A 22,136-nucleotide genomic window follows, 5' to 3' on the forward strand; every position below is an offset into this window, starting at 1 on the left:
ACCGGACCGGCTCGGCTATGCTGCCAGCCGGGCGTGGAAGGAAGCGTGCGGGACGTGGCAGCTCACGGCATGTATCGGCGACGCGACACGCGGCGAGGGTGGTTGATCGCGGAGATCGCCGCCGAGCTGCGGCGGTACGGCGCGGACGCCCAGCACGTCGGGCATGTCTTCGCCGCGCGGCACGGTCTGAACGCCACCGACCTCCAGGCGTTGATCGCCGTGATGGACGCCGAACTCGTCGGCACGCCGATCACCCCCGGCCGGCTCGGCGGGCAGCTGAACCTCTCCTCCGGTTCGGTCACCGCCCTGATCGACCGGCTGGAACGCGCCGGGCACATCCGCCGCGACCGCGACACCAGCGACCGGCGCAAGGTGCTGCTGCACTACGCCGACCGGGGGGCCGCCCTGGCCATGGACTTCTTCCGGCCGCTGGGTGAACGCACCGACCAGGTGATGGCCGGTTTCCAGGACGAGGAACTGGAGGTGGTGCACCGGTTCGTGACGGCGATGGGTGCCTCGCTGCGGGAGCACCGCGACGGACTGCGGGACGAGCCCGCGCAGCAGCGGACCGACTGAGGCCGATGCTGGATCGACTCGCCTCCCGCCTCGCCGCCGCCGCGCTGCGGTTGCCGCCGGCACGCACCCGCAGGATCGTTGTCAGCCGGGACCTCGCCGTCCGGGTACGCGACGGGGTGATCCTGCGCACCGACCACTACGCCCCCGATCTGGCGGGCGCGCCCACCGTGCTGATCCGCACCCCGTACGGCCGAGGCGGGCCGATGCGGCTGCTCGGCCGGCTCGCCGCCGAGCAGGGGTTCCACGTGGTCATCCAGTCCTGCCGGGGCACCGGCGGCTCGGGCGGGGTGTTCGACCCGTTCGTGCACGAGCGTGACGACGGGCTGGACACCCTCGACTGGCTGCGCCGGCAGTGCTGGTGGTGCGGCGCGTTCGGCATGTTCGGCGCCAGTTACCAGGGCTTCGTGCAGTGGGCCCTGGCGGCCGACGCGGGCGAGGAACTGCGGGCGATGGTCGCCGTGGCCACCGCCTCGGCCACCCGCGACTCCACGTACGCCGGCGAGTCGTTCGCCCTGGACACGGTGCTGACCTGGACGGAGCTGCTCCAGGCGCAGACCGTGCCCTGGCTGGCCCGGCAGTGGGAACTCAAGCGGGGACAGCCCCGGCTGGTCGCCGCGCTGTCCCACCTGCCACTGGTCGAGGCGGACCGGGTGGCCACCGGGGTCACCGTGCCGTTCTTCCAGGAGTGGCTGCGGCACCACACCCCGCGGTCCGACTACTGGCGCAGCCGGGTCTTCGACGACCGACTGCACCTGGTGCGGGCCCCGGTGGCGATGGTCAGCGGCTGGCACGACATCTTCCTGCCGGCGCAGCTGCGCGACTACGCCGCGCTGCGCGCCACCGGCGCCCGGCCGCGGCTGATCGTCGGACCGTGGACCCACGGCAGTCCCGGGATGTTCGTGGCCGCCCTGCGGGAAGGACTCCGCTGGCTCGACGTCCACCTGGGCGGCGCCGACGCGACGGGCCCGGCCGCCACCGACACCGGCGGTGGTGGGATGCCCGACGAGGCCCGCGCCACGCAGGTGCGCGACGCGCCGGTACGGGTGCACGTCGGCGGGGCCGGCGGAGGTTGGCGGGACCTGCCGGACTGGCCGCCGCCCGCCCGCGAGGTCCGGTGGTACCTGCACCCGGGTCGTGCGCTGCGCACCGCGGTCGCCGTGCCGTCGCCGCCGGACGGGTTCTGGTACGACCCGGCCGACCCGACGCCCTCGCTGGGCGGCCCGCTGCTGGTGGCCCAACGGGCCGGGCCGGTCGACAACCGTCCGGTGGAGGCCCGTCCGGACGTGCTGAGCTGGACCAGCGCGCCGCTGACCAGCGCGGTCGAGGTGATCGGACCGGTCCGCGCCGAGATCCACCTGCGTAGCGAACTGCCGTATCTCGACGTCTTCGTACGGTTGTGCGACGTGGACCGTCAGGGGCGTTCCTGGAATGTCTGCGACGGGCTGGTCCGACTCGACCCGCTGCGCGCCAGCACCGACGGGGCGGGTGTGGTGGCGGCGCGGGTGGAACTCTGGCCCACCGCCCACCGGTTCGCGCCCGGTCACCGGTTGCGTCTGCAGGTCTCCGGCGGCGCCCACCCCCGGTACGCGCGCAACCCCGGCACCGGCGAACCGCTCGGCGCGGCGGTCACGCTGCATGCTGGATATCGCGAGATCCTGCACGACCCGGATCATTCGTCCGCCGTGGTCCTGCCGGTTGTGCGTCCTGCCGCGCCGCCTCGCTCGGCCTGAGCGAGGCGAACGCTGCCGCCCGTGGCGGCGACCGTCACCGGCCGCCGCCACCGGCACCGCTTACATCGGGCGGACGTTGTCCGCCTGCGGTCCCTTCTGCCCCTGGGTCACCTCGAACTCGACCTGCTGGCCCTCGGTCAACTCCCGATAGCCGCTCGACGCGATCGCCGAGTAGTGGACGAAGACGTCCGGACCCCCACCGTCCTGCTCGATGAAACCGAAGCCCTTTTCCGAGTTGAACCACTTCACGGTGCCGGTTGCCATGCGTTTCTCTCTCCTTGTTCCGCGGACGATCGCCGAATGCGTGCCGGTGATCGTCCAATACCGTCCCGACAGTAACCGCTGTGCGCGGAATTTGCCGTGCGAAGCGCTCGCTGGGTCGGTGAGGTGTCGGGTTGGGCCCCAGGCGATGCCGCGTGATGGCGTCGCCGAGGGCGATGCGGCCTCCGGGATGACCCGGAGGAACCTCCGGTGGAAACCCGGTGTCGGGCGTCGCGGAGCAGGCCCTAGCGTACGGGGTATGGCAGAACACTTGGCCCAGGCCGGAGAGCTTCCCGTCGCGCTGCTGATGGCGGCGCTCGGCGTGGTGATGCTCTTCGATGCAGTGCCGCTGTTCGGGGTCCTCGTCCCGGGTGACGTGGCGGTGCTCGCCGCAGTGGCGGTCGGCAGCCCCGGCACCGGGCTGGCGTCCTTCGTCGCCGTGGTCACCGGCTGCCTCGCCGGCTGGTCCCTGAGCTTCCTGGCCGGCCGGCGGTGGGGGGACCGGCTGCGGCACAGCCGCTTCGGCGACTGGGTCGGTGAGGCCCGGTGGGCGGCGGCGGAAGGCATCCTGCGCCGTGACGGCGGGCGACTGGTGCTGGTCGCACCCTTCCTGCCGGTGTTCAACGCGCTGCTGCCGCTGGCGGCGGGTGGTCTGCACATGTCGTACCGGCGGTTCCTCGGCTTCGCGGCGCTCGGTGCGGGCGCGTGGGCCGGCCTCTACCTGCTGGTGGGTACCGTGTCGCGGTCGCTGGCCGGGCTGTTCCCACCGGGCGCGAGCCCGCTGCTGGTCACCCTGGTCGGTGGCCTGTTGCTGGCCACCCTGGTGCTGCTCGGCGCCCGGCGTCGGCTGCGTACGATCACCGACTGAGCGCCGGGCCGGCCCGCGCGTCGGGCACCGGACCGGCTCCCGCGTCGGGATCACGGTGCGGACGGGCCCCACCAGTGGACGCGGGTCGGCGCGGTCAGGCCGGACATCAGCGTCGCGGCGGTCACACCCATGTCGGCCAGGATGTTGATGGTCGCCTGCCGGATCACGGTCGAGGTGTTGTCGCCGCCCACCTGGTAGGTGTTGGCCGAGTCGAGCCCCAACGACCAGTTGATCGTCCCTGTGCCGAACGTCACGCTGCCCGCGCCGCCCGGGTGCACCACCAGCCGGTGCGTCGCGGTGCCGGCGGAGTCGTACTCGTCGCCCGGCCCGGTCAGCAGCAACCCGGACGGGATCGGATACATCACGTGCGAGCAGAAGACGGCGTCCGGGTGCGGTGGCGCCAGGTATGCCGCACCCGGGGAACTCGTCCCGGCCGGGCCGTAGGTGTCCCACTCGAAGCCGAGGATCTGCGCCGGGGAGCTCCACGCCTGGCCGGCGGTGAGCGCCGCCACGCTGGTGTGCCGCCACAGCGGGGTGGCCGAGTGGTCGAAACTGAACCCGTCGGCGAACCCCTGCAGGGTGCTCACTCCGCCGAGGGCGCCGACCGGCAGATCCCACGTCGCGCGGGCGGCACCCGGCAGGGTGTTCTCCGCCGCGACCGGATTCGGCCCCCGCGACACCCTCAGGTCCAGGTTGCCGGACCTGCCGGCGCTCGTGGTCACCGACGCGCGCACCACCGCCACGCCCGAGCCGGAGGGAGCGGTGTAGGTCGGCGTCGCCGTGGTGGCGCCGGCCAGCGAGCCGCCACCGGACTGCACCGACCACGCGTAGGAGACGATCGTCTCGCCGGCGGAGAGATCGGTGGCGGTCACGTCCAGGCCGACCGTCGAGCCGGACCGGACCGGCCGGTCCGGTCCGGCCAACGCGACGGTGCCGCCGGGCACGCTGGGGACCGCGCAGAGCAGATCCACGAATTGACATCCTCTCCGTCCTAAGGGATGGAGATTCCCTCCACGCTGCGTGTGGAACACGCAACGTCCGGGTGGGTTCCCGCTTCTTTGCGCGCCGCCGGTACGAGTGTCGGTCTTACGTGCGCTCCACGGGCGTTGAAGTCCGCCTGTCCGGCGGCCTTGATGTTGATGGCGGCGTTGATGTCTCGGTCGTGGTGACTGCCGCAGGGGCAGTACCACTCCCGGACGTTCAACGTCATCTTGTTGTTGGTCCGGCGGCAGTCGGAGCACATCCGGGTGGACGGGTAGTAGCGGTCCACCCGGGCGAAGACGCGTCCGTACCGCGCGGCTTTGTACTGCAACATGCGCGTGAACGACGCCCAGCCGGCATCGTGTACGGATTTGGCGAGCCGGGTGCGGCCGAGACCGACCACGCACAGGTCCTCGACGTACACCGCTTGGTTGTCGCGGATGATCGCCGTGGAGAGTTTGTGCTGCCAGTCCCGCCGGGTGTCGGCCACCCGCGCGTGAGCGCGAGCAACCTTCGTGGCGGCCTTGGTGCGGCGGTTGCTGCCCCGGGTTTTGCGGGAGAGGTCCTGCTGCAACCGTTTGAGCTTGCGGGCGGTACGGCGCAGGAATTTCGGGGCGGTCACCTTCGTGCCGTCGGACATGACCGCGAAGTGGGTCAGGCCGAGGTCGATCCCGATCTCGGCGTCGGTGCTCGGCAGCGTCTCGTCGGGGGTGGTCTGCACGACGAACGAGGCGAAGTACCGCCCGGCCGCATCCTTGATCACGGTGACCGAGGTGGGTTCGGACGGCAGGGTCCGCGACCAGCGGACCGGCACGTCGCCGATCTTCGGCAACCCGAGGCGGCCGTTGTCGCAGACCTTGAACCGGGCGTTCTTCGTAAACCGGATCGCCTGCCGGTTGTCCTTGCGGGATCGGAACCGGGGCGCCGACAGCGCGCGGCCCTGGCGTTTACCGATGATCGAGTGGAAGAAGTTGCGGTATGCGGTGTTCAGGTCCGCCAGGGCCTGCTGCAACACCACGGCGGACACCTCGTTCAGCCAGGCCCGCTCCTCGGTGGCCTTGGCCTGCGTGATGACCAGCTTCGACAGGTCACCGTCCGAGATGTACTTCACGCCCGCCTCGCGGGCCTGCAGGCGCAGGCGCAGCGCATCGTTGAACACCGCGCGGGCGCACCCGAACGCCCGTGACAGCGCGGTGCGCTGGGCGGCGTCCGGATACACCCGGTAGTTGTACCGAAGCTGCACGATCACCACCGTACCGTGCCGGTTTATGGCAGAACGTCAGGACATCCGGGCAGAAACTGCACTTTCGCGATGCATGCCCACTTGGTCTTCGTCACCAAATTCCGGCACAAGATGTTCACCGACCGGCACCCGACCAGGATGAAACAGATCAGGCGAGACGCCTGCGCCGACCTCGACACTGAACTGATCGAGTTCAACGGCGAGAACAACCACGTCCCCCTACTCGTCAACTTCCCACCCAAAGTCGCCGTGACCCGCCTGGTCAACAGCCTCAAAGGAGTCTCTTCACGCCGCCTGCGGCAGGAGTTCCCCGACCTGGCACGCCACTACTACCGGGCCAACAAGCTCTGGTCCGGCTCGTACTTCGCCGCGTCCGTCGGCGGCGCACCGCTGACCATCGTGAAGCAGTACATCGAGCAGCAAAACCGGCCAGGTTAAGGCACTGCTCGGGCCTTGGCGGCCCTCCCAGCGCGGGCCTTCACCCCCGGCCTGAAGGCCGGAGCACTGGCCCGCATTCCGGTAGCGGCCGTTGCCGATGCCCGCCGGGTCCGCGCCGGTCGCCGGGGCGAACAGGTTGCCGTTCGTGCGGGCGGAGGTGAAGAACGCGTGCGTGTACGGGTAGGCCACCTCGATCGTGGCGGACAGGTACACGGCGGCGACCAACCACCGGCCGGCCAGCACCGGCAGCGGCTCGACGGCGACCGCGTTCCAGGCGCCCCAGGTCGGTGTGCCGAACGTCGCGCACCGCAGCACCTGCCGGGAGGTGTTGTCGTACAGCACCCACTGGGCCGTCAGTCGCCCGGCGGGCGCGGACTGCGGGAACAACCATCGGCCACCGACGATCTCGCCGTCGGCGGTGACCTGGATCAGAGTGCCGATCGTCAACTGTGGGCGGGGCTCGGTCCAGCGTGGATTGGCGGCGGTCAGGTCGTCGAAGAGAGACTGAGGCTGCACGGGCCACCTTCCGGGATGGGTTGGTGACATCCAGTTTCAGCGTGATGAGCCGCTGTCGTAGCCGATGATCCGACGTGGCCGGGTACTGGACACCCGGCCCGACCCTGCGCCGCAGGGCCGGGCCATTGTGGAGCGGCGGCGAGCTACCAGCCGCGCGCCCGCCACTCGGGTAGCTGCGGGCGCTGGGCGCCGAGCGTCGAGTCCCGGCCGTGCCCCGGGTAGAACCAGGTCTCGTCCGGCAGCCGGTCGAACAGCTTGTGCTCGACGTCGTCGATCAGCGCGGCGAACCGCTCCGGGTCCTGATCGGTGTTGCCGACCCCACCGGGAAAGAGGCTGTCGCCGGTGAAGAGGTGGGGAATGCCCTCGGGATCACGGTAGAGCAGTGCCACCGAACCCGGCGTGTGCCCCTTGAGGTGGATGACCTCCAGGGCGCAGTCACCGACGGAAACGATGTCGCCGTCGGTGAGGGTCTGCGTCTCGATCGGCAGGCCGGCCGCGTCGTCGGCGTGCACCAGCGCGCGGGCACCGGTCCTGGCCACCACCTCGGCCAATCCCACCCAGTGGTCCATGTGCTGGTGGGTGGTGACCACCGTGCGCAGCCCGTCGTCGCCGATCAGCTCCAGCAGGCGCGGCGCCTCGTTGGCCGCGTCGATGAGCAACTGCTCACCGGTGGAGCGGCAGCGCAGCAGGTACGCGTTGTTGTCCATCGGCCCGACCGAAACCTTGGTGATGGTCAGCCGGTCGAGTTCGCGTACCGCCGGGGGGCCGCCGGGGGTGACGTCTCCGCTGTAGGCCATAGGTGCTAGATCCATTCGGGTGGGCGGGGCAACTGGCCGTCGGGGGTGACGGTCAGGTCGGTGCCGGGGCTGCGGCCGATCAGCCAGGCGGCCAGTTCGGCCGCCGGGCCGGCGACGACGGGGGCCCGGGCGCGGTCGCCGACCACCAGTTCGTGGCGGCTGTCATCGAAACGCAGCACCATCGGCGGGGCGTCGTCGCGGCCGGTGAAGGTGTCGGCCACCTCATGCAGCAGCCGGTGGCCGAACTCCGCCGACCAGTCGGCCGGCCGGTAGTCGGCGGCCAGGTCGACGTGGTGGACCTCCAGTTCCCGCAACCGTCCCCAGACCAGCATCGCGGCCGGCCAGTGCCCGCGCCGGGTCTCGACGGTGGCCGCCCACGCCTGCGGCGGCATGGCGGCGACCGCCTCGGTGAACCGGTCTGCGCTGCGGCGCAGGTCGTCGAGGTGTTCCTCGGGCGTCCGGGAGGCGCCGGCGGCGATGTCGGCGTCCCGGGCCTCGGCGCTGGCGTACTGCGGGATCCGCTCGCCGGTCCGCGCCGAGGTGAGCAGATTGACGAAGGCGTCGGCGTTGCGGGCCAGGTGGGCGAGGACGTGACCGCGCGTCCAACCCGGCAGCAGCGAGGGCGCCGCCAGGTCGGCGTCGTCGAAGCGGGCCGCCGTGCGCAGCAGACGAGCCGTCGCGTCGTGCACGTCGCCGGTCAGCAGGAGGGGGTCCATGGTCACACCCCGACCCTAGCCGCCCGGGTTGGCCGCGTCGCCGGGGAATTCACTTCCTCCGGTGCTGCCGGGCGTCCTACCGTCGAGGTGGTTCGCGGCGCCGGAACGGGGGAGGTGGTGGTCATGCCGGTCACCGCACGCACGTCTCACCCGCACCGACCTGAACGAGGAGCCATGAACATCACCCTGACCGCCCTGGGCTGGGACACCGACCGGGCGGCGTACCTGCGTCGGCACCGGACCGACCACCGCCCGGGCCGGGTCGCCCGGGTCGACCGCGGCGTCTGCACCGTGCTCACCGAGGACGGGCCGGTGCGCGCCACCTCGGGCGGGGCCCTGCTCGCCGCCGCGGCCGGCGATGCCACCCGACTGCCCTGCGCCGGGGACTGGGTGCTGCTCGGCACCTGGCCCGACGCGCGGGTGACCGTGGAGGCGGTGCTGCCCCGGCGTACCGCCCTGATCCGGCGGACCGCAGGCAAGGACGCCAGCGGTCAACTGCTGGCCGCCAACCTGGACGCCGCCGCGGTGGTGGAGCCGATGCACCCCGCGCCGGACGCCGGCCGCATCGAGCGGCTGCTCTCCCTGGTGCACGAGTCCGGCGCCCGGCCGCTGGTCGTGTTGACCAAGACCGATCTGGCGGCCGATCCGGCGGCGGTGGCCCGCCAACTCGCCGCCGTCGCGCCGGGGGTGCCGGTGCTGCCGGTCAGTGCCGAGCGGGGCAGCGGGCTGGACCCGCTGCGCGCCGAGGTGGCCCCGGGCCGGACCCTCGGCCTGCTCGGGCCCTCCGGCGCGGGCAAGTCGAGCCTGGTCAACGCGCTCGCCGGGACGACGGTGATGCCCACTCAGTCGATCCGCCGGGTCGACGGCAAGGGGCGGCACACCACCACCTGGCGGTCGCTGGTGCCGCTGCCCGGCGGCGGTGCCGTGCTGGACACCCCGGGCGTGCGGGCGGTCGGCCTGCTGGACGGGGCGACGGGCCTCGACCGGGCCTTCGTCGACATCGCCGATCTCGCCGCCGGCTGCCGGTACGGCGACTGCGGGCACGAGTCGGAGCCGGGCTGCGCCGTGCGGGCGGCACTGGAGTCCGGCGAACTCTCCGCCCGCCGTTGGGAGAGCTGGCGCCGCCTGCACCGCGAGATCGCCCACGAAACCCGCCGTCGCACCACCCGCACCACCCGCCCCACCCGCCTCCGCCCCTCCCACTGAGTGCCCCACCCCACCCCACCCCACCCCACCCCGCCCCCACTTGCGCCGATCTTGCAGTTTTGGTCGCGGCATAAGCCGTGAAAGGGGCGTAACGGCGACCGAAAGTGCAAGATCGCGAGGGGGAGGGTGAGGGGTGGGGAGGGAGGGTGAGGGGTGAGGGTGGGGGAGCGGGGGTGGGGGAGGGAGGGGCCGGGACGGGGTGGGGGGATGTGCGGGGTGGGGGAGTTGTCGGGGGGCGGGTTTACAGTTGCCGGGGCGCACTCTCCGCGCTGGCACAACCGTTGGGATGGCCGCTGAGGTCAGCCCAAAAGTGGACAGATCTTCCTTCTCATCTCACCCGGGAGTACACGGACCGTGGCCGACCGTCTGATCATCCGTGGCGCACGCGAGCACAACCTGCGTGACGTCAGCCTCGACCTGCCCCGGGACGCCCTGATCGTGTTCACCGGGCTGTCCGGGTCGGGCAAGTCGAGCCTGGCCTTCGACACGATCTTCGCCGAGGGGCAGCGCCGCTACGTCGAGTCGCTGTCGTCGTACGCCCGGCAGTTCCTCGGCCAGATGGACAAGCCGGACGTCGACTTCATCGAGGGCCTCAGCCCGGCGGTGTCGATCGACCAGAAGTCCACCTCGCGCAACCCGCGTTCCACCGTCGGCACGATCACCGAGGTCTACGACTACCTGCGGCTGCTGTTCGCCCGGGTCGGCGAGCCGCACTGCCCGGTCTGCGGCGAACGGATCTCCAAGCAGAGCCCGCAGCAGATCGTCGACCGGGTCCTCACGATGGCCGAGGGGACCCGGTTCATGGTGCTCGCCCCGGTGGTCCGGGGCCGCAAGGGCGAGTACGTCGACCTGTTCGCCGAACTCCAGGCCAAGGGGTACGCGCGGGCCCGGGTCGACGGCGTGGTGCACCAGCTCACCGACCCGCCGAAGCTCAAGAAGCAGGAGAAGCACACCATCGAGGTGGTGATCGACCGGCTCAGCGTCAAGCCGAGCGCCCAGCAGCGGCTGACCGACTCGGTCGAGGCGGCGCTGGGGCTCTCCGGCGGCCTGGTCCTGCTCGACTTCGTCGACCTGCCCGAGGACGACCCGGACCGCGAGCGCCGCTACTCCGAGCACCTGGCCTGCCCCAACGACCACCCCCTGGCGATCGAGGACCTGGAACCCCGGGTGTTCTCCTTCAACGCGCCGTACGGCGCCTGCCCGGAGTGCACCGGCCTGGGCACCAAGAAGGAGGTCGATCCGGAACTGCTCGTCCCCGACCCGGAGCGCACGCTGCGCGAGGGCGCGATCCAGCCCTGGTCGACGGGGCACAACCTGGAATATTTCCTGCGCCTGCTGGAGGCCCTCGGCGAGGCGGAGCACTTCGACATCGACACGCCCTGGCGTGCGCTGCCGTCGCGGGCTCAGAAGACCATTCTGCACGGCTCCGACGATCAGGTGCACGTGCGCTACCGCAACAAGTACGGCCGGGAGCGCTCGTACTACACCGGCTTCGAGGGCGTGGTGCAGTGGATCGAGCGCCGGCACTCCGACACCGAGAGCGAGTGGTCGCGGGAGAAGTACGAGGGCTACATGCGCGACGTGCCCTGCGCGGCCTGCGGTGGTGCCCGGCTCAAGCCCGAGGTGCTCGCCGTCACCCTCGCCGGGCGCAGCATCGCCGAGGTCTGCAACCTGTCGGTGGGCGAGTGCGCCGACCTGCTGGCCGGCATCGAGCTGACCGACCGGCAGAAGATGATCGCCGAGCGGGTGCTCAAGGAGATCAACGCCCGGCTGCGGTTCCTGCTCGACGTCGGCCTGGACTACCTCTCCCTGGACCGGCCCGCCGGCACCCTCTCCGGCGGCGAGGCGCAGCGCATCCGGCTGGCCACCCAGATCGGCTCGGGCCTGGTCGGGGTGCTCTACGTGCTGGACGAGCCCTCCATCGGCCTGCACCAGCGCGACAACCACCGGCTGATCGAGACCCTGGTGCGGCTGCGTGGCCTGGGCAACACGCTGATCGTGGTGGAGCACGACGAGGACACCATCCGCACCGCGGACTGGATCGTCGACATCGGTCCCGGCGCGGGCGAGCACGGCGGGCGGATCGTGCACAGCGGCTCGGTGCCGGCGCTGCTGGAGAATCCGGAGTCGGTGACCGGGGCGTACCTCGCGGGGCGTCGGGAGATCCCGATGCCGAAGGGCCGCCGTCCGCAGACGTCGGGGCGGGAGCTGGTGGTGCACGGGGCGCGTGAGCACAATCTGCGCAACCTGACCGTGAGCTTCCCGCTCGGGCAGTTGATCGCCGTCACCGGGGTCAGCGGCTCGGGCAAGTCGACCCTGGTCAACGACATCCTCTACGCGGTGTTGGCCAACCAGATCAACGGCGCCCGGCTGGTGCCCGGCCGGCACACCCGGGTTTCCGGGCTGGAGCACGTGGACAAGGTCGTCGGCGTCGACCAGTCGCCGATCGGCCGTACGCCGCGCTCCAACCCCGCCACCTACACCGGGGTCTGGGACCACGTCCGCAAGCTGTTCGCCGAGACCACCGAGGCCAAGGTCCGGGGGTACGGGCCGGGCCGGTTCTCGTTCAACGTCAAGGGCGGTCGCTGCGAGGCGTGCTCCGGCGACGGCACCATCAAGATCGAGATGAACTTCCTGCCCGACGTCTACGTGCCCTGCGAGGTCTGCAAGGGCGCCCGGTACAACCGGGAGACCCTGGAGGTGCACTACAAGGGCCGGACCGTCGCCGACGTGCTGGACATGCCGATCGAGGAGGCGGCCGAGTTCTTCTCCGCCATCCCGGCCATTCACCGGCACCTCAGGACGCTGGTCGACGTGGGACTCGGCTACGTACGGCTGGGCCAGCCGGCGCCGACGCTCTCCGGCGGTGAGGCGCAGCGGGTCAAGCTCGCCTCCGAGTTGCAGAAGCGCTCCACCGGGAGGACGGTCTACGTGCTCGACGAGCCGACCACCGGCCTGCACTTCGAGGACATCCGCAAGCTGTTGCTGGTGCTGGAGGGGCTGGTCGACAAGGGCAACACGGTGATCACGATTGAGCACAACCTCGACGTGATCAAGAGCGCCGACTGGCTGATCGACATGGGGCCCGAGGGCGGCCACCGGGGCGGCACCCTGCTCGCCGCCGGCACCCCCGAGGAGGTGGCCGAGGTGACCGAGAGCCACACCGGGCAGTTCCTGCGTACCGTGCTCAAGCTCGACGGCGCGGCCAAGGGCGCGGCGGCGGCCACCGCCCGAGCGGCCAAGGCCAACGGCACCAAGGCCAACGGCACCAAGGTCACCGGCACCAAGGCCAACGGCACCAAGACCAACGGCGCGAAGGCGAGCGGCGCGAAGGCCAACGGCGCGAAGGCGAGCGGCGCGAAGGCCAACGGCGCGAAGGCGAGCGGCGCGAAGGCCAACGGCGCGAAGGCGAGCGGCGCGAAGGCCAACGGTGGCCGCAAGGCCGACGCCCCGCGCTGACCCCGAACACCCGGCCTCCGCGCGTCGACCCCGCGTGTCGCCCCGCGCCACGGCGACGGGCGGCAGTCACCGCCGCGGGGGTGCCGGCCCCGAGTGGTCGGACGGGTGAACCGCCGGGCAGAGTTGTTCGCGTTGGGCGAAGGTGGCCATGGGCCATCCGCGGCGGTGAACGAGGAGGGACGGGGATGACTGAGGACCAGGTGGTGGCCGGAGCGGCGGTGCGGACGCGGCGCGCCCTGCTGGCCGGCGCGGGGGCGGCCGGCGCGGCGGTGGTGTTGTCGGCCTGTGGTGGCGGGGATGACAACGGCGCTGCGTCGACCAGTCCGGGCCCGGCCGTGACGCAGACCGGCGACGCCGGCGGCGGCGACCGGCAGGGTGCCCAGTCCCTGGCCCGGACCACCGACATTCCGGTCGGCGGGGGTGCCGTCCTCGCCGCCCAGGGCATCGTGATCACCCAGCCGTCGCCGGGGGAGTTCCGCGGCTTCGACCCGAAGTGCCCGCACCAGGGGTGCAACGTGACGACCATCGAGGGCGGCACGATCAACTGCGCCTGCCACAACAGCCGGTTCTCGATCGAGGACGGCTCGGTCCAGTCCGGTCCGTCCCCGGCCCCGCTGGCACCCAAGGACGTCAAGGTTTCCGGCGACCAGATCTCCCTCGCCTGAGGCCAGGACCGGCCGGTGGCCCGGTCCAAACGGGGCGACCCACCCGCCGGTCAGCGATGGTGGCCGGGTGACACCCCGGCCACCATCGGGCTCGCTCAGTGTGCGTACACGGACAGCTCCCACAGGGAGAAGCCGTAGGAGGTGCCTCGGGTGAGGCCGACCATCCGCACGTAGCGGGCCTGCTGCGGGGCGAAGGCAGCCACGTCGGTGCCGCCGTCACCGGCCGTGGTCGACCAGACCTGCCGCCAGGTCGTCCCGTCGGTGGAGACCTCGATTCGGTACGACCGGGCGTACGCCGCCTCCCAGGCCAGGATCACCCGGCCGACCTGCCGTACGCCGCCCAGGTCCACCCTGATCCACTGGTTGTCGGACCAGGAACTGGCCCAGCGGGTGCCCAGGTCACCGTCGACGGCACGGGCCGCCGGGTAGAGCAGTTGGTTGCTGGAGGCCGTCACCGGCCGCCCGACGGCCAGGTTCGTCAGGTCGGCGCCGCGTCGGGCCGGGAACGAGACCACCTGCTGGTAGGTGGGGCGGTTCTGCCAGGCGATGGTGGCGTGCTTGATCCCGCCCAGCGGGGACTGGATGATCGCGTCCGCGCACCACTGGTCGCCGGCGGCGCAACTGCCGTCGCCCGGGTAGGTGGTGGCGGCCGGTGTGGTCGCCGCCGTGCGCAGGGTGTCGAGCAGGATCTGCCGGCAGGAGATCAGGTCGCCGCCGCCGCAGAAGGTACGCCCGAGACCGCCGGCGACCGGGTCGCCGAGGACCGCCCGCAGGTCCTTGTCGACGTAGCCCCACCAGCCGTACTGGAAGGCATGCCGCATTGGAAGACGTCAATCGCTCCGGGTGGGCGTATCAGTCGGAACCGGGCCAGAAGTCGACAATCATGGTCAATCCGGGCTGTCGGGGGCGCCGACTAGTCTCGAAGCGTGGCTGATCCGTCGACCTACCGTCCCGCCGCCGGCACCATCCCCGAGTCGCCGGGGGTCTACCGCTTCTACGACGGCACCGGCCGGGTGATCTACGTCGGCAAGGCCCGCAACCTGCGCAGCCGGCTCAACTCGTATTTCGCCGACCTGCTCGGGCTGCACGAGCGGACCCGGCAGATGGTCACCACGGCCGAGGCGGTCGACTGGGTCACCGTGGGCACCGAGGTCGAGGCGCTCCAGCTCGAATACACCTGGATCAAGCAGTACGACCCGAGGTTCAACGTCCGCTACCGCGACGACAAGTCCTACCCCTACCTGGCCGTCACCCTCGACGAGGAGTACCCGCGGTTGCAGGTGATGCGCGGCGCCAAGCGCAAGGGGGTGCGCTACTTCGGGCCGTACTCGCACGCCTGGGCGATCCGCGAGACGCTCGACCTGCTGCTGCGGGTCTTCCCCGCGCGGACCTGCTCCGCCGGGGTGTTCAAGCGGGCCGGCCAGGTCGGTCGACCCTGTCTGCTCGGCTACATCGGCAAGTGCTCGGCACCCTGCGTGGGCAGCGTCAGCGCGCAGCGGCACCGCGAGATCGTCGACGACTTCTGCGACTTCATGGCCGGGCGCACCGACACCATGGTGCGCAAGCTGGAGCGCGAGATGGCCGAGGCCAGCGCGGAGCTGGAGTTCGAGCGGGCGGCGCGGCTGCGCGACGACGTCGCCGCGCTGCGGCGGGCGATGGAGAAGCAGACGGTGGTGCTCGGCGACGGCACCGACGCCGACGTGGTCGCCTTCGCCGACGACCCCCTCGAAGCCGCGGTGCAGGTCTTCCACGTACGCGGCGGCCGGGTACGCGGCCAGCGCGGCTGGGTGGTGGAGAAGACCGAGGCGCTTACCATCGGCGACCTGGTGCACCACTTCTGCACGCAGGTCTACGGCGGCGAGCAGGGTGAGACCGACGTGCCCCGCGAACTGCTGGTGCCGGAGCTGCCCGCCGACGCCGACGCGCTGGCCGACTGGCTCTCCGCCCACCGGGGCAGCCGGGTGACGCTGCGGGTGCCGCAGCGTGGTGACAAGCGCGCCCTGCTGGAGACGGTCGGGCGCAACGCCACCGGCGCCCTCGCCCGGCACAAGCTCAAGCGGGCCGGCGACCTGACCACCCGCAGCAAGGCGCTCGACGAGATCAGCGAGGCGCTGGGCATGCGCACCGCGCCGTTGCGCATCGAGTGCTTCGACGTCTCGCAGATCCAGGGCACCGACGTGGTGGCGAGCATGGTCGTCTTCGAGGACGGGCTGCCCCGCAAGAGCGAATACCGCCGGTTCATCGTCCGGGGTGCCACCGACGATCTCTCGGCGATGTCCGAGGTGCTGCGCCGCCGCTTCGCCCGCTACCTCGACGCCCGCGCGGAGACCGGCGAGATCGGCGAGGAGACCGCGGCGGACCCGGACCGTCCCGGGGTCGACCCGACCACCGGGCGCCCGCGCAAGTTCGCGTACCCCCCGCAGTTGGTGGTGGTCGACGGCGGCGCGCCGCAGGTGGCCGCCGCCGCGCAGGCCCTCGCCGAACTGGGCATCGACGACGTGGCGCTCTGCGGCCTGGCCAAGCGGCTGGAGGAGGTGTGGCTGCCCGACGACGACTTCCCGGTCATCCTGCCGCGCACCTCGGAGGGGCTCTACCTGCTGCAACGGGTACGCGACGAGGCGCACCGGTTCGCCATCACCTTCCACCGGCAGCGCCGCTCCAAGCGGATGACCGCCTCCGCGCTGGACAACGTCCCCGGTCTGGGCGAGGTACGCCGCAAGGCCCTGCTGCGCCATTTCGGCTCGCTCAAGCGCCTCTCCGCCGCCACCGTGGAGGAGATCACCGAGGTCCCCGGCATCGGCCCCCGCACCGCCGAGGCCATCCTGACCGCACTCACCCCCCCAGCCAACCCCGGTTGATCATGAGGTTAGCGGCAGTCAGAGAGATCGACTTCGCCGCTAACCTCATGATCAATCTTGTGGGGGTTGGGCTAGGACGGTGAGGATCTGCTCGCCGTACTTGGCCAGTTTGGCCTCGCCGACACCGTTGATCCCGGAGAGGTCGGTCAGGGAGGTGGGAGGGGTGGCGGCGATCTGCCGCAGCGTGGCGTCGTGGAAGACGACGTACGCGGGGACGCCCTGCTCCTTCGCGGTCGCCGCCCGCCAGGCGCGCAGCCGCTCGAACGTGCCGGCCGCCTCGGCGGGCAGCTCCGCGACCATGGTGGCCGCGCCCCGGGGCTTGGCCGCCCGCGCCGTCCGCGCCGGGCGGGCCGGCTCGCGACGCAGCATCACCGTACGCCGCTTGCCGAGCACCTCGGCGCTGGCGTCGGTGAGGGCCAGCGTGCCGTAGTCGCCCTCGACCGCGAGCAGCCCCTCGGCGAGCAGTTGCCGCACCACGCCGCGCCACTCCGCCTCGCTCAGCTCATCACCGATGCCGAAGACCGTCAGCGCGTCGTGCCGGTGCTGGACGATCTTGTCGGTGCTGCGGCCCAGCAGGATGTCGACGCAGTGCCCGGCCCCGAAGCGCTGATTGCGCTCCCGGTCCAGCCGGAACACCGTGGAGAGCAGCTTCTGCGCGGCCACCGTGCCGTCCCACGACTCGGGCGGCTCCAGGCAGGTGTCGCAGTTGCCGCAACCGCCGGTGGCCGGCTCGCCGAAGTACTCCAGCAGCTGCGCCCGGCGGCAGCGGACCGTCTCGCAGAGCGCCAGCATCGCGTCGAGGTGGGCGGCGAGGTTACGTCGGTGGGCCAGGTCGCCCTCCGAGGTGTCGATCATCTTGCGCTGCTGCACGACGTCCTGGAGCCCGTATGCCAGCCAGGCCGTCGACGGCAACCCGTCCCGGCCGGCGCGGCCGGTCTCCTGGTAGTAGCCCTCGACCGACTTGGGCAGGTCGAGGTGGGCGACGAAGCGTACGTCCGGCTTGTCGATGCCCATGCCGAAGGCGATCGTGGCCACCATCACCACGCCGTCGGCACGCAGGAACCGCTGCTGGTTCGCGGCGCGGGTCGCGGCGTCCAGACCGGCGTGGTACGGCAGCGCGTCGACGCCGTTGGCGACCAGGAACTCGGCGGTCTTCTCCACCGAGGCGCGGGACAGGCAGTAGACGATCCCGGCATCGTCGGGATGCTCGTCGCGCAGCAGGGCCAGCAACTGCTTGCGAGGCTCCCGCTTCGGCGCGATCCGGTACTGGATGTTGGGCCGGTCGAAGCTGGCCACGAAGTGCCGCGCCTCGGTCAGCGACAGCCGGGTGGCGATCTCGGCCCGGGTGGCGCTGGTGGCGGTGGCGGTCAGCGCGATGCGCGGCACCCCCGGCCAGCGCTCGTGCAGCATCGACAGGTTCAGGTAGTCCGGCCGGAAGTCGTGCCCCCACTGCGACACGCAGTGCGCCTCGTCGATGGCGAACAGGCTGATCCGGCCCCGCTCCAGCAGGCTCAGCGTGGCCCGGCTGGCCAGCGCCTCCGGCGCGAGGTAGAGCAGGTCGATCTCCCCGGCCACGAACTCCGCCTCGACCAGCCGACGGGTGTCCAGATCGAGCGTGGAGTTGAGGAAGCCGGCCCGGACCCCGACCGCGGTCAGCGCGTCCACCTGGTCCTGCATCAACGCGATCAGCGGCGAGATCACCACGGCGACGCCGTCGCGCACCAGCGCCGGGATCTGGTAGCACAGCGACTTGCCACCGCCGGTCGGCATCAGCACCAGCGCGTCCCCGCCGCCCACCACGTGGTCGATCACCTCGTGCTGGAAGCCGCGGAAGGAGTCGTACCCGAAGACCCGCCGCAGCACGTCCAGCGCCGCTGTCACCTTCTCGCCAGTGGGCGCGTCGGAGGTGGCCAGGTCGGTGATGCTCACGTCGGCGGGGGAGACCATCCGAGGATTCTACGAGCCCACCCCGCTGGCTGGCGGACGCCAGCTCCGGCCGAGGCCAACGCTGCCCTGCCCGTTCCCTGCTGCGCACTTGTTGATGGGAACCTCACGCGGTCATCCTCACGGTTAGCTCACGTTCGTCGACTGCTGAGGCGGCGAACCGCAACGCGGCGAGGATGTCCTCGTGGCTCAGCGTCGGGTAGTCCTCAAGGATGTCATCAGCGGTGTGTCCCTGACCCAGCAGACCGACGATGATCGTGACGGGAATTCGAGTCCCCGAAATGCACGGGATCCCGCCCATTGTTCGGTGACCGATCGAGATCCGGTTCTGCATTACGTCATCATCACCCGTGACGGGTGCCCTTCATGAGCGCCATACCGAACGCGGCATGGTCGGTGTGCGGCTGGAGCAGCCATCACTGCCCGCCGTCGCTGTCGCCCCAGCTCAGGCCATTGACACCGGCCGCGCGGTGGAAACCGGGATGCCCGGTGACGTCCATGCAGATCTCGTCGTCGGGGCCGATCCGGCCGCAGAACACCGGCTCGACATGGTTCCAGGCGTCGGCCCGGGACAGCAGCGCCGCACCGGCCGGCAGTTCCGGGCGAAGGATGGTCAGTCCCTCCGTGTAGACGACCGCCTGCTCCCGGGCCTCCTCGGGATCGGGGGCCAGGTAGGTCAGGTGCAACGTCCAGCGGCGGGGAAACCGGCCCGCGTTGGTGGGCGGCTGGCCGCCCGACCGCCGCTCGCGCTCCGTCGTGTATCGGTCGACCAGCGCATCGACGTACGACGAGAGGGCGCTCGGCCTGGTCAGCGCGTGGGCGATAGCGGCCCGCTGCCGCTCGGACACGTCAGCCCCATTCAGTACGGCGGACAGCTCTTCCTGGAACCCAGCGCCCCGCTCGACCCGCCGCCCCCACCGCGACGATCGGTTGTCATTCATGGCCTACCCCTGACCTCGGTTGGTCTGCTTACAGCCCCGAGGCATTGAGCCTGCACTATGACAAGAGATCTTGCAACGTAGCAGCATTGAGTGTTGGATTGAATGCTCGTACTTCTTCTGGTTCCCTGTCCCTGTCCCTGTTCGGCGGAGGTGCAGTCATGGCGTCACCAGCGAGTCCAACCATTCGTGCTCGCCGGCTACGGCGTGAACTCCGGCGGTTGCGTGATCAGCGAGGGCTGACCGTTGATGAGGTGGCGCGCGAGGTGGGGTGGCACCGTGCGAAGGTCATCCGCATCGAGCAGGGCCACAGTGGAGTCGCCGTGGATGGCCTACGGAAGCTCCTGGATCTCTACGCGGCGTCCCCAGAGGAGCGGGACACGTTGGGCGGCCTCGCCCGCCAAGCCCGCCAGAAGGGCTGGTGGAGTTCCTACGGCGATGTTCTGCACGATGACTACGTAGGCTTCGAGGCGGAGGCGACCTCGATCAGCACATTCCAGAGCCTCTACATCCCCGGCTTGTTGCAGACCGAGCAGTATGCGCGAGCAATCGTCCATGCCGGTCGGACACCCGCCAACCCGGATGAGGTCGACCGGGTCATCGCGGCACGGCAGGCTCGGAAAGTTTTGCTCACGCGCGACGTACCGCCGAAGCTCTGGATCGTGCTTGACGAGGCTGCGGTGCGGCGGGTGGTTGGCGGTGCCGAGGTCATGAGAGCTCAGTTGACCCGCGTCATCGAGGCGTGCCAGCTGCCGACCGTTGAGATCCAGGTGCTGCCCTTCGTCGCGGGCGCGCATGCCTCAATGGGCGGGGCCTTCACGATCCTCGACTACGCACAACCGGCGCTCGACCCGACCATCGTCTACGTCGACAACGACACCAACACACTTCTGCTTGAAGAGGATCAGCAGGTGACGCGATATAAACTCGTCTTCGACCACCTGCGAGCGAAGGCGCTCGACCCTGACCAGTCCGCCAAGTTCCTCGTCAGGGTGTCCGCCGAGCTGCATGACTAAGTCTGGCTTGAGGAGCACTGTGATGACTGGGCGTGACCTTCAGAATGTGACCTGGCGGAAGAGTTCCCGCAGCAGTGCCAACGGATCCGACTGCGTTGAGGTGGCGGAGGCGGTTGGCGGGCTGGCGGTGCGGGACTCGAAGGATCCGGCGGGGGCGGTGTTGCGCTTCGAGCGGGATGCTTGGTCGGCGTTCGTGGCCGGGTTGCGCGCCTGAGCTTGGCTCCCTCGATCGTTGACGCTTCAGCAGGTGTCGCATCGGCGTGTCGAGTAGCTGAAGCGTCAGGCTTCGAGTTGGGAGCGGTCGTCGGCACGCATCTACGCTCTTGCAGTGGATGATTTGAGCGAACTGCTGCGCGAGCAGGCTGTGTACTACCGCACTCACGCCGGCGAGTACGACCTGGCGTATGAAGCCAACGAGGAGTTGCGCTCACTGGAGATGTTGACAGATGGGCTTCCTATCGCCGGAGATGTCCTGGAACTGGCGTGCGGCACCGGCCAGTGGACCAGCCTGTTGGCGAGGCGCGGGCACAGGGTGACTGCCGTCGACGGCTCTCCGGAGATGTTGAGTCGCGCCAGAAAGCGGACCGCCGGTCTGGCTGTGGAGTTCGTCGAGGCGGACCTGTTCGCCTGGCAGCCACCGCAGCAGTTTGACACCGTGTTCTTCGGGTTTTGGCTGTCCCATGTGCCGCCGCAGCGATTCGGCGACTTCTGGGATCTGGTACGGAGAGCGTTGCGTCCGGCGGGGCAGGCGTGCTTCGTTGACTCCGGTCCGGGTGATGCTGCAAACGAGGAGGTACTCGTAGGGCAGCCAGCGCCAGCGGTGCTACGCCCTCTGGGCAACGGCGGCACGCGCCGGGTCGTGAAGGTCTTCCACGAACCAAGTGATCTTGCGAAGGCGCTCGAAGGGATTGGCTGGTCCGCGCGTATCTGGCCGGTCGGGGCGACGCTGATCGCTGGGTCTGCCATGCCACAGGGGTAGCCCAGCACGAGTTTCAGCCAGCGCGCTCAGTGCATTGTTCTCAGCACGTTCGGCCGCCGGTGCCGCCTCTGGTGACGTACACAGGATGCACCTGGATCTGCGCGTACCCGACCTTGAGGCGGAGGTGGCCAGACTGGTGTCTCTGGGGGCGCGGTGCCTCACGGAGAGTCTCATCGAAGAAGGCGGCTGGGCCCCCACGTCCTCGCCGACCCCGACGGCAACGAATTCTGTGGTGCTGCGGCCACCCACGGCACCCACCGACCACTGGTCCGCACCACGGGCTGGGTTCCACCGCGCCACGCGCGGCATGAGCGGAGGTACGGGTTCGCGCCTGTCTGGCAGTGTTGATCGGATGGACCTGACGGAGAAGTTCGAGTGGCGCGGACGTGAAGTTCGCTGGTGTCGGACGGGTGCCGGGCCCGATGTGGTTTTCTGCCATGGCACTCCATGGTCCTCCCAGGTGTGGGCCCCGTACGCCAAGGCGCTGAGCGACAGGTTCCGGGTTCATCTTTGGGACATGCCCGGTTACGGACAGTCCTCGAAGTCTCCAGATCACCGAGTGTCGCTGGACGTCCAGGGTGAGCTCCTGGCCGACCTTGTCGCGCATTGGGATCTACAGTCTCCACACGTCGTTGCCCACGACTACGGCGGTGCCGTCGCGCTGAGGGCTCTCCTTTTGAACGGCTGTGCGTTCGCATCGTTGGCGCTGGTCGACGTGGTGGCGCTGGCTCCTTGGGGGTCGGACTTCTTCCGGCTTGTGCGCGAGCAGGCGGAAGTTTTCAGCGCGCTTCCCAACGCCGTGCACGAGGGGGTACTGCGTACGTATTCAGCTTGGGGTAGCCGTTTGGGGCAACCACGGCCCGGTGGTGAATAGTTGCTTGAGCACGTCGAGGGCGTCCATGCCGTGCTTGGCGGCAGTGGACAGGTAAGAACGCAGGGTGGCGA

20 protein-coding genes and 2 pseudogenes are annotated in these 22,136 nt (G+C 70.5%); 13 read left to right on the plus strand and 9 right to left on the minus strand.

All coding sequences use genetic code 11. From position 1 onward, the window contains the following. Positions 1-69: 69 nt before the first annotated feature. Both IEY61_RS12375 and IEY61_RS12380 read left to right on the plus strand, forming a co-directional pair. Positions 70-576: a MarR family winged helix-turn-helix transcriptional regulator gene (locus IEY61_RS12375; RefSeq protein ID WP_189043731.1), complete on the plus strand. Its 507-nt coding sequence runs from the start codon at positions 70-72 to the stop codon at positions 574-576. A gap of 5 nt (positions 577-581) precedes the next feature. Then, positions 582-2,306, plus strand: coding sequence for a CocE/NonD family hydrolase (locus tag IEY61_RS12380; RefSeq protein ID WP_189043657.1), 1,725 nt, complete (start codon positions 582-584; stop codon positions 2,304-2,306). Between the two features lie 60 nt (positions 2,307-2,366). Here the strand turns inward: IEY61_RS12380 and IEY61_RS12385 are convergent, their stop codons facing one another. Further along, positions 2,367-2,570: a cold-shock protein gene (locus IEY61_RS12385; RefSeq protein ID WP_189043658.1), complete on the minus strand. Its 204-nt coding sequence runs from the start codon at positions 2,568-2,570 to the stop codon at positions 2,367-2,369. Positions 2,571-2,826: 256 nt separating this feature from the next. Here IEY61_RS12385 and IEY61_RS12390 point away from each other — a divergent pair, with 256 nt between their 5' ends. Next, positions 2,827-3,435 carry a DedA family protein gene (locus tag IEY61_RS12390; RefSeq protein WP_189043659.1) on the plus strand — a complete coding sequence of 203 codons (609 nt, stop codon included), beginning with the start codon at positions 2,827-2,829 and terminating at the stop codon, positions 3,433-3,435. A 50-nt stretch (positions 3,436-3,485) separates the two neighbouring features. On the opposite strand, the gene IEY61_RS12395 is transcribed toward IEY61_RS12390, so the two are convergent. Then, positions 3,486-4,406 carry a N,N-dimethylformamidase beta subunit family domain-containing protein gene (locus tag IEY61_RS12395; RefSeq protein WP_189043660.1) on the minus strand — a complete coding sequence of 307 codons (921 nt, stop codon included), beginning with the start codon at positions 4,404-4,406 and terminating at the stop codon, positions 3,486-3,488. A gap of 20 nt (positions 4,407-4,426) precedes the next feature. Then, entirely contained in the window at positions 4,427-5,659 is a 1,233-nt protein-coding gene (locus IEY61_RS12400) for an RNA-guided endonuclease InsQ/TnpB family protein (RefSeq protein ID WP_189043661.1), read from the minus strand. Positions 5,660-5,728: 69 nt separating this feature from the next. On the opposite strand from IEY61_RS12400, the gene tnpA reads away from it, so the two are divergent. Further along, positions 5,729-6,097, plus strand: coding sequence for an IS200/IS605 family transposase (gene tnpA / locus IEY61_RS12405; protein WP_229705845.1), 369 nt, complete (start codon positions 5,729-5,731; stop codon positions 6,095-6,097). Positions 6,098-6,293: 196 nt separating this feature from the next. After that, the gene (locus IEY61_RS12410) at positions 6,294-6,605 is read left to right on the plus strand and encodes a hypothetical protein (protein ID WP_189043665.1); all 312 of its coding nucleotides are present in this window, start codon (positions 6,294-6,296) and stop codon (positions 6,603-6,605) included. 151 nt (positions 6,606-6,756) lie between these two features. On the opposite strand, the gene IEY61_RS12415 is transcribed toward IEY61_RS12410, so the two are convergent. Both IEY61_RS12415 and IEY61_RS12420 read right to left on the minus strand, forming a co-directional pair. Continuing rightward, positions 6,757-7,410 carry an MBL fold metallo-hydrolase gene (locus IEY61_RS12415; protein WP_189043667.1) on the minus strand — a complete coding sequence of 218 codons (654 nt, stop codon included), beginning with the start codon at positions 7,408-7,410 and terminating at the stop codon, positions 6,757-6,759. Positions 7,411-7,415: 5 nt separating this feature from the next. After that, the gene (locus IEY61_RS12420; RefSeq protein WP_189043669.1) at positions 7,416-8,132 is read right to left on the minus strand and encodes a maleylpyruvate isomerase family mycothiol-dependent enzyme; all 717 of its coding nucleotides are present in this window, start codon (positions 8,130-8,132) and stop codon (positions 7,416-7,418) included. Between the two features lie 168 nt (positions 8,133-8,300). On the opposite strand from IEY61_RS12420, the gene rsgA reads away from it, so the two are divergent. The 3 genes and pseudogenes from rsgA to IEY61_RS12435 all read left to right on the plus strand — a co-directional run bounded on the left by rsgA (position 8,301) and on the right by IEY61_RS12435 (position 13,456). Further along, complete coding sequence (gene rsgA, locus IEY61_RS12425; protein WP_189043672.1) at positions 8,301-9,332, plus strand: ribosome small subunit-dependent GTPase A; 1,032 nt, start codon at positions 8,301-8,303, stop codon at positions 9,330-9,332. Between the two features lie 354 nt (positions 9,333-9,686). After that, a pseudogene (gene uvrA, locus IEY61_RS12430) lies at positions 9,687-12,668 on the plus strand (excinuclease ABC subunit UvrA); the annotation flags it as partial. A gap of 308 nt (positions 12,669-12,976) precedes the next feature. After that, positions 12,977-13,456, plus strand: coding sequence for a Rieske (2Fe-2S) protein (locus IEY61_RS12435; RefSeq protein WP_189043674.1), 480 nt, complete (start codon positions 12,977-12,979; stop codon positions 13,454-13,456). A 95-nt stretch (positions 13,457-13,551) separates the two neighbouring features. On the opposite strand, the pseudogene IEY61_RS12440 reads toward IEY61_RS12435, so the two are convergent. Then, positions 13,552-14,268, minus strand: a pseudogene (locus tag IEY61_RS12440) (discoidin domain-containing protein); the annotation flags it as partial. A gap of 114 nt (positions 14,269-14,382) precedes the next feature. Between IEY61_RS12440 and uvrC the strand changes: the two are divergent. Continuing rightward, positions 14,383-16,314 carry an excinuclease ABC subunit UvrC gene (gene uvrC / locus IEY61_RS12445; protein WP_189043676.1) on the plus strand — a complete coding sequence of 644 codons (1,932 nt, stop codon included), beginning with the start codon at positions 14,383-14,385 and terminating at the stop codon, positions 16,312-16,314. 51 nt (positions 16,315-16,365) lie between these two features. On the opposite strand, the gene recQ is transcribed toward uvrC, so the two are convergent. The 3 genes from recQ to IEY61_RS12460 all read right to left on the minus strand — a co-directional run bounded on the left by recQ (position 16,366) and on the right by IEY61_RS12460 (position 19,199). Continuing rightward, complete coding sequence (gene recQ / locus IEY61_RS12450) at positions 16,366-18,261, minus strand: DNA helicase RecQ (protein ID WP_189043678.1); 1,896 nt, start codon at positions 18,259-18,261, stop codon at positions 16,366-16,368. Between the two features lie 103 nt (positions 18,262-18,364). Next, the gene (locus IEY61_RS12455) at positions 18,365-18,592 is read right to left on the minus strand and encodes a DUF433 domain-containing protein (protein ID WP_189043680.1); all 228 of its coding nucleotides are present in this window, start codon (positions 18,590-18,592) and stop codon (positions 18,365-18,367) included. An 82-nt stretch (positions 18,593-18,674) separates the two neighbouring features. After that, on the minus strand, positions 18,675-19,199 hold the full coding sequence (locus IEY61_RS12460) for a hypothetical protein (protein ID WP_189043682.1): 525 nt from the start codon (positions 19,197-19,199) through the stop codon (positions 18,675-18,677). Between the two features lie 158 nt (positions 19,200-19,357). Here IEY61_RS12460 and IEY61_RS12465 point away from each other — a divergent pair, with 158 nt between their 5' ends. From IEY61_RS12465 to IEY61_RS12480, 4 genes are all read left to right on the plus strand, one after another. Continuing rightward, positions 19,358-20,212 carry a helix-turn-helix domain-containing protein gene (locus tag IEY61_RS12465; protein ID WP_189043684.1) on the plus strand — a complete coding sequence of 285 codons (855 nt, stop codon included), beginning with the start codon at positions 19,358-19,360 and terminating at the stop codon, positions 20,210-20,212. 22 nt (positions 20,213-20,234) lie between these two features. Next, the gene (locus IEY61_RS12470; protein ID WP_189043686.1) at positions 20,235-20,426 is read left to right on the plus strand and encodes a DUF397 domain-containing protein; all 192 of its coding nucleotides are present in this window, start codon (positions 20,235-20,237) and stop codon (positions 20,424-20,426) included. A 114-nt stretch (positions 20,427-20,540) separates the two neighbouring features. Beyond that, positions 20,541-21,191, plus strand: coding sequence for a class I SAM-dependent methyltransferase (locus IEY61_RS12475; RefSeq protein ID WP_189043688.1), 651 nt, complete (start codon positions 20,541-20,543; stop codon positions 21,189-21,191). An 85-nt stretch (positions 21,192-21,276) separates the two neighbouring features. Continuing rightward, a complete protein-coding gene (locus IEY61_RS12480) occupies positions 21,277-22,065 on the plus strand; it encodes an alpha/beta fold hydrolase (protein ID WP_229705847.1) in 789 nt (262 codons plus the stop codon). Positions 22,066-22,136 lie beyond the last annotated feature (71 nt).

Source organism: Micromonospora sonchi (genome assembly GCF_014646235.1).
Classification (GTDB): domain Bacteria; phylum Actinomycetota; class Actinomycetes; order Mycobacteriales; family Micromonosporaceae; genus Micromonospora; species Micromonospora sonchi.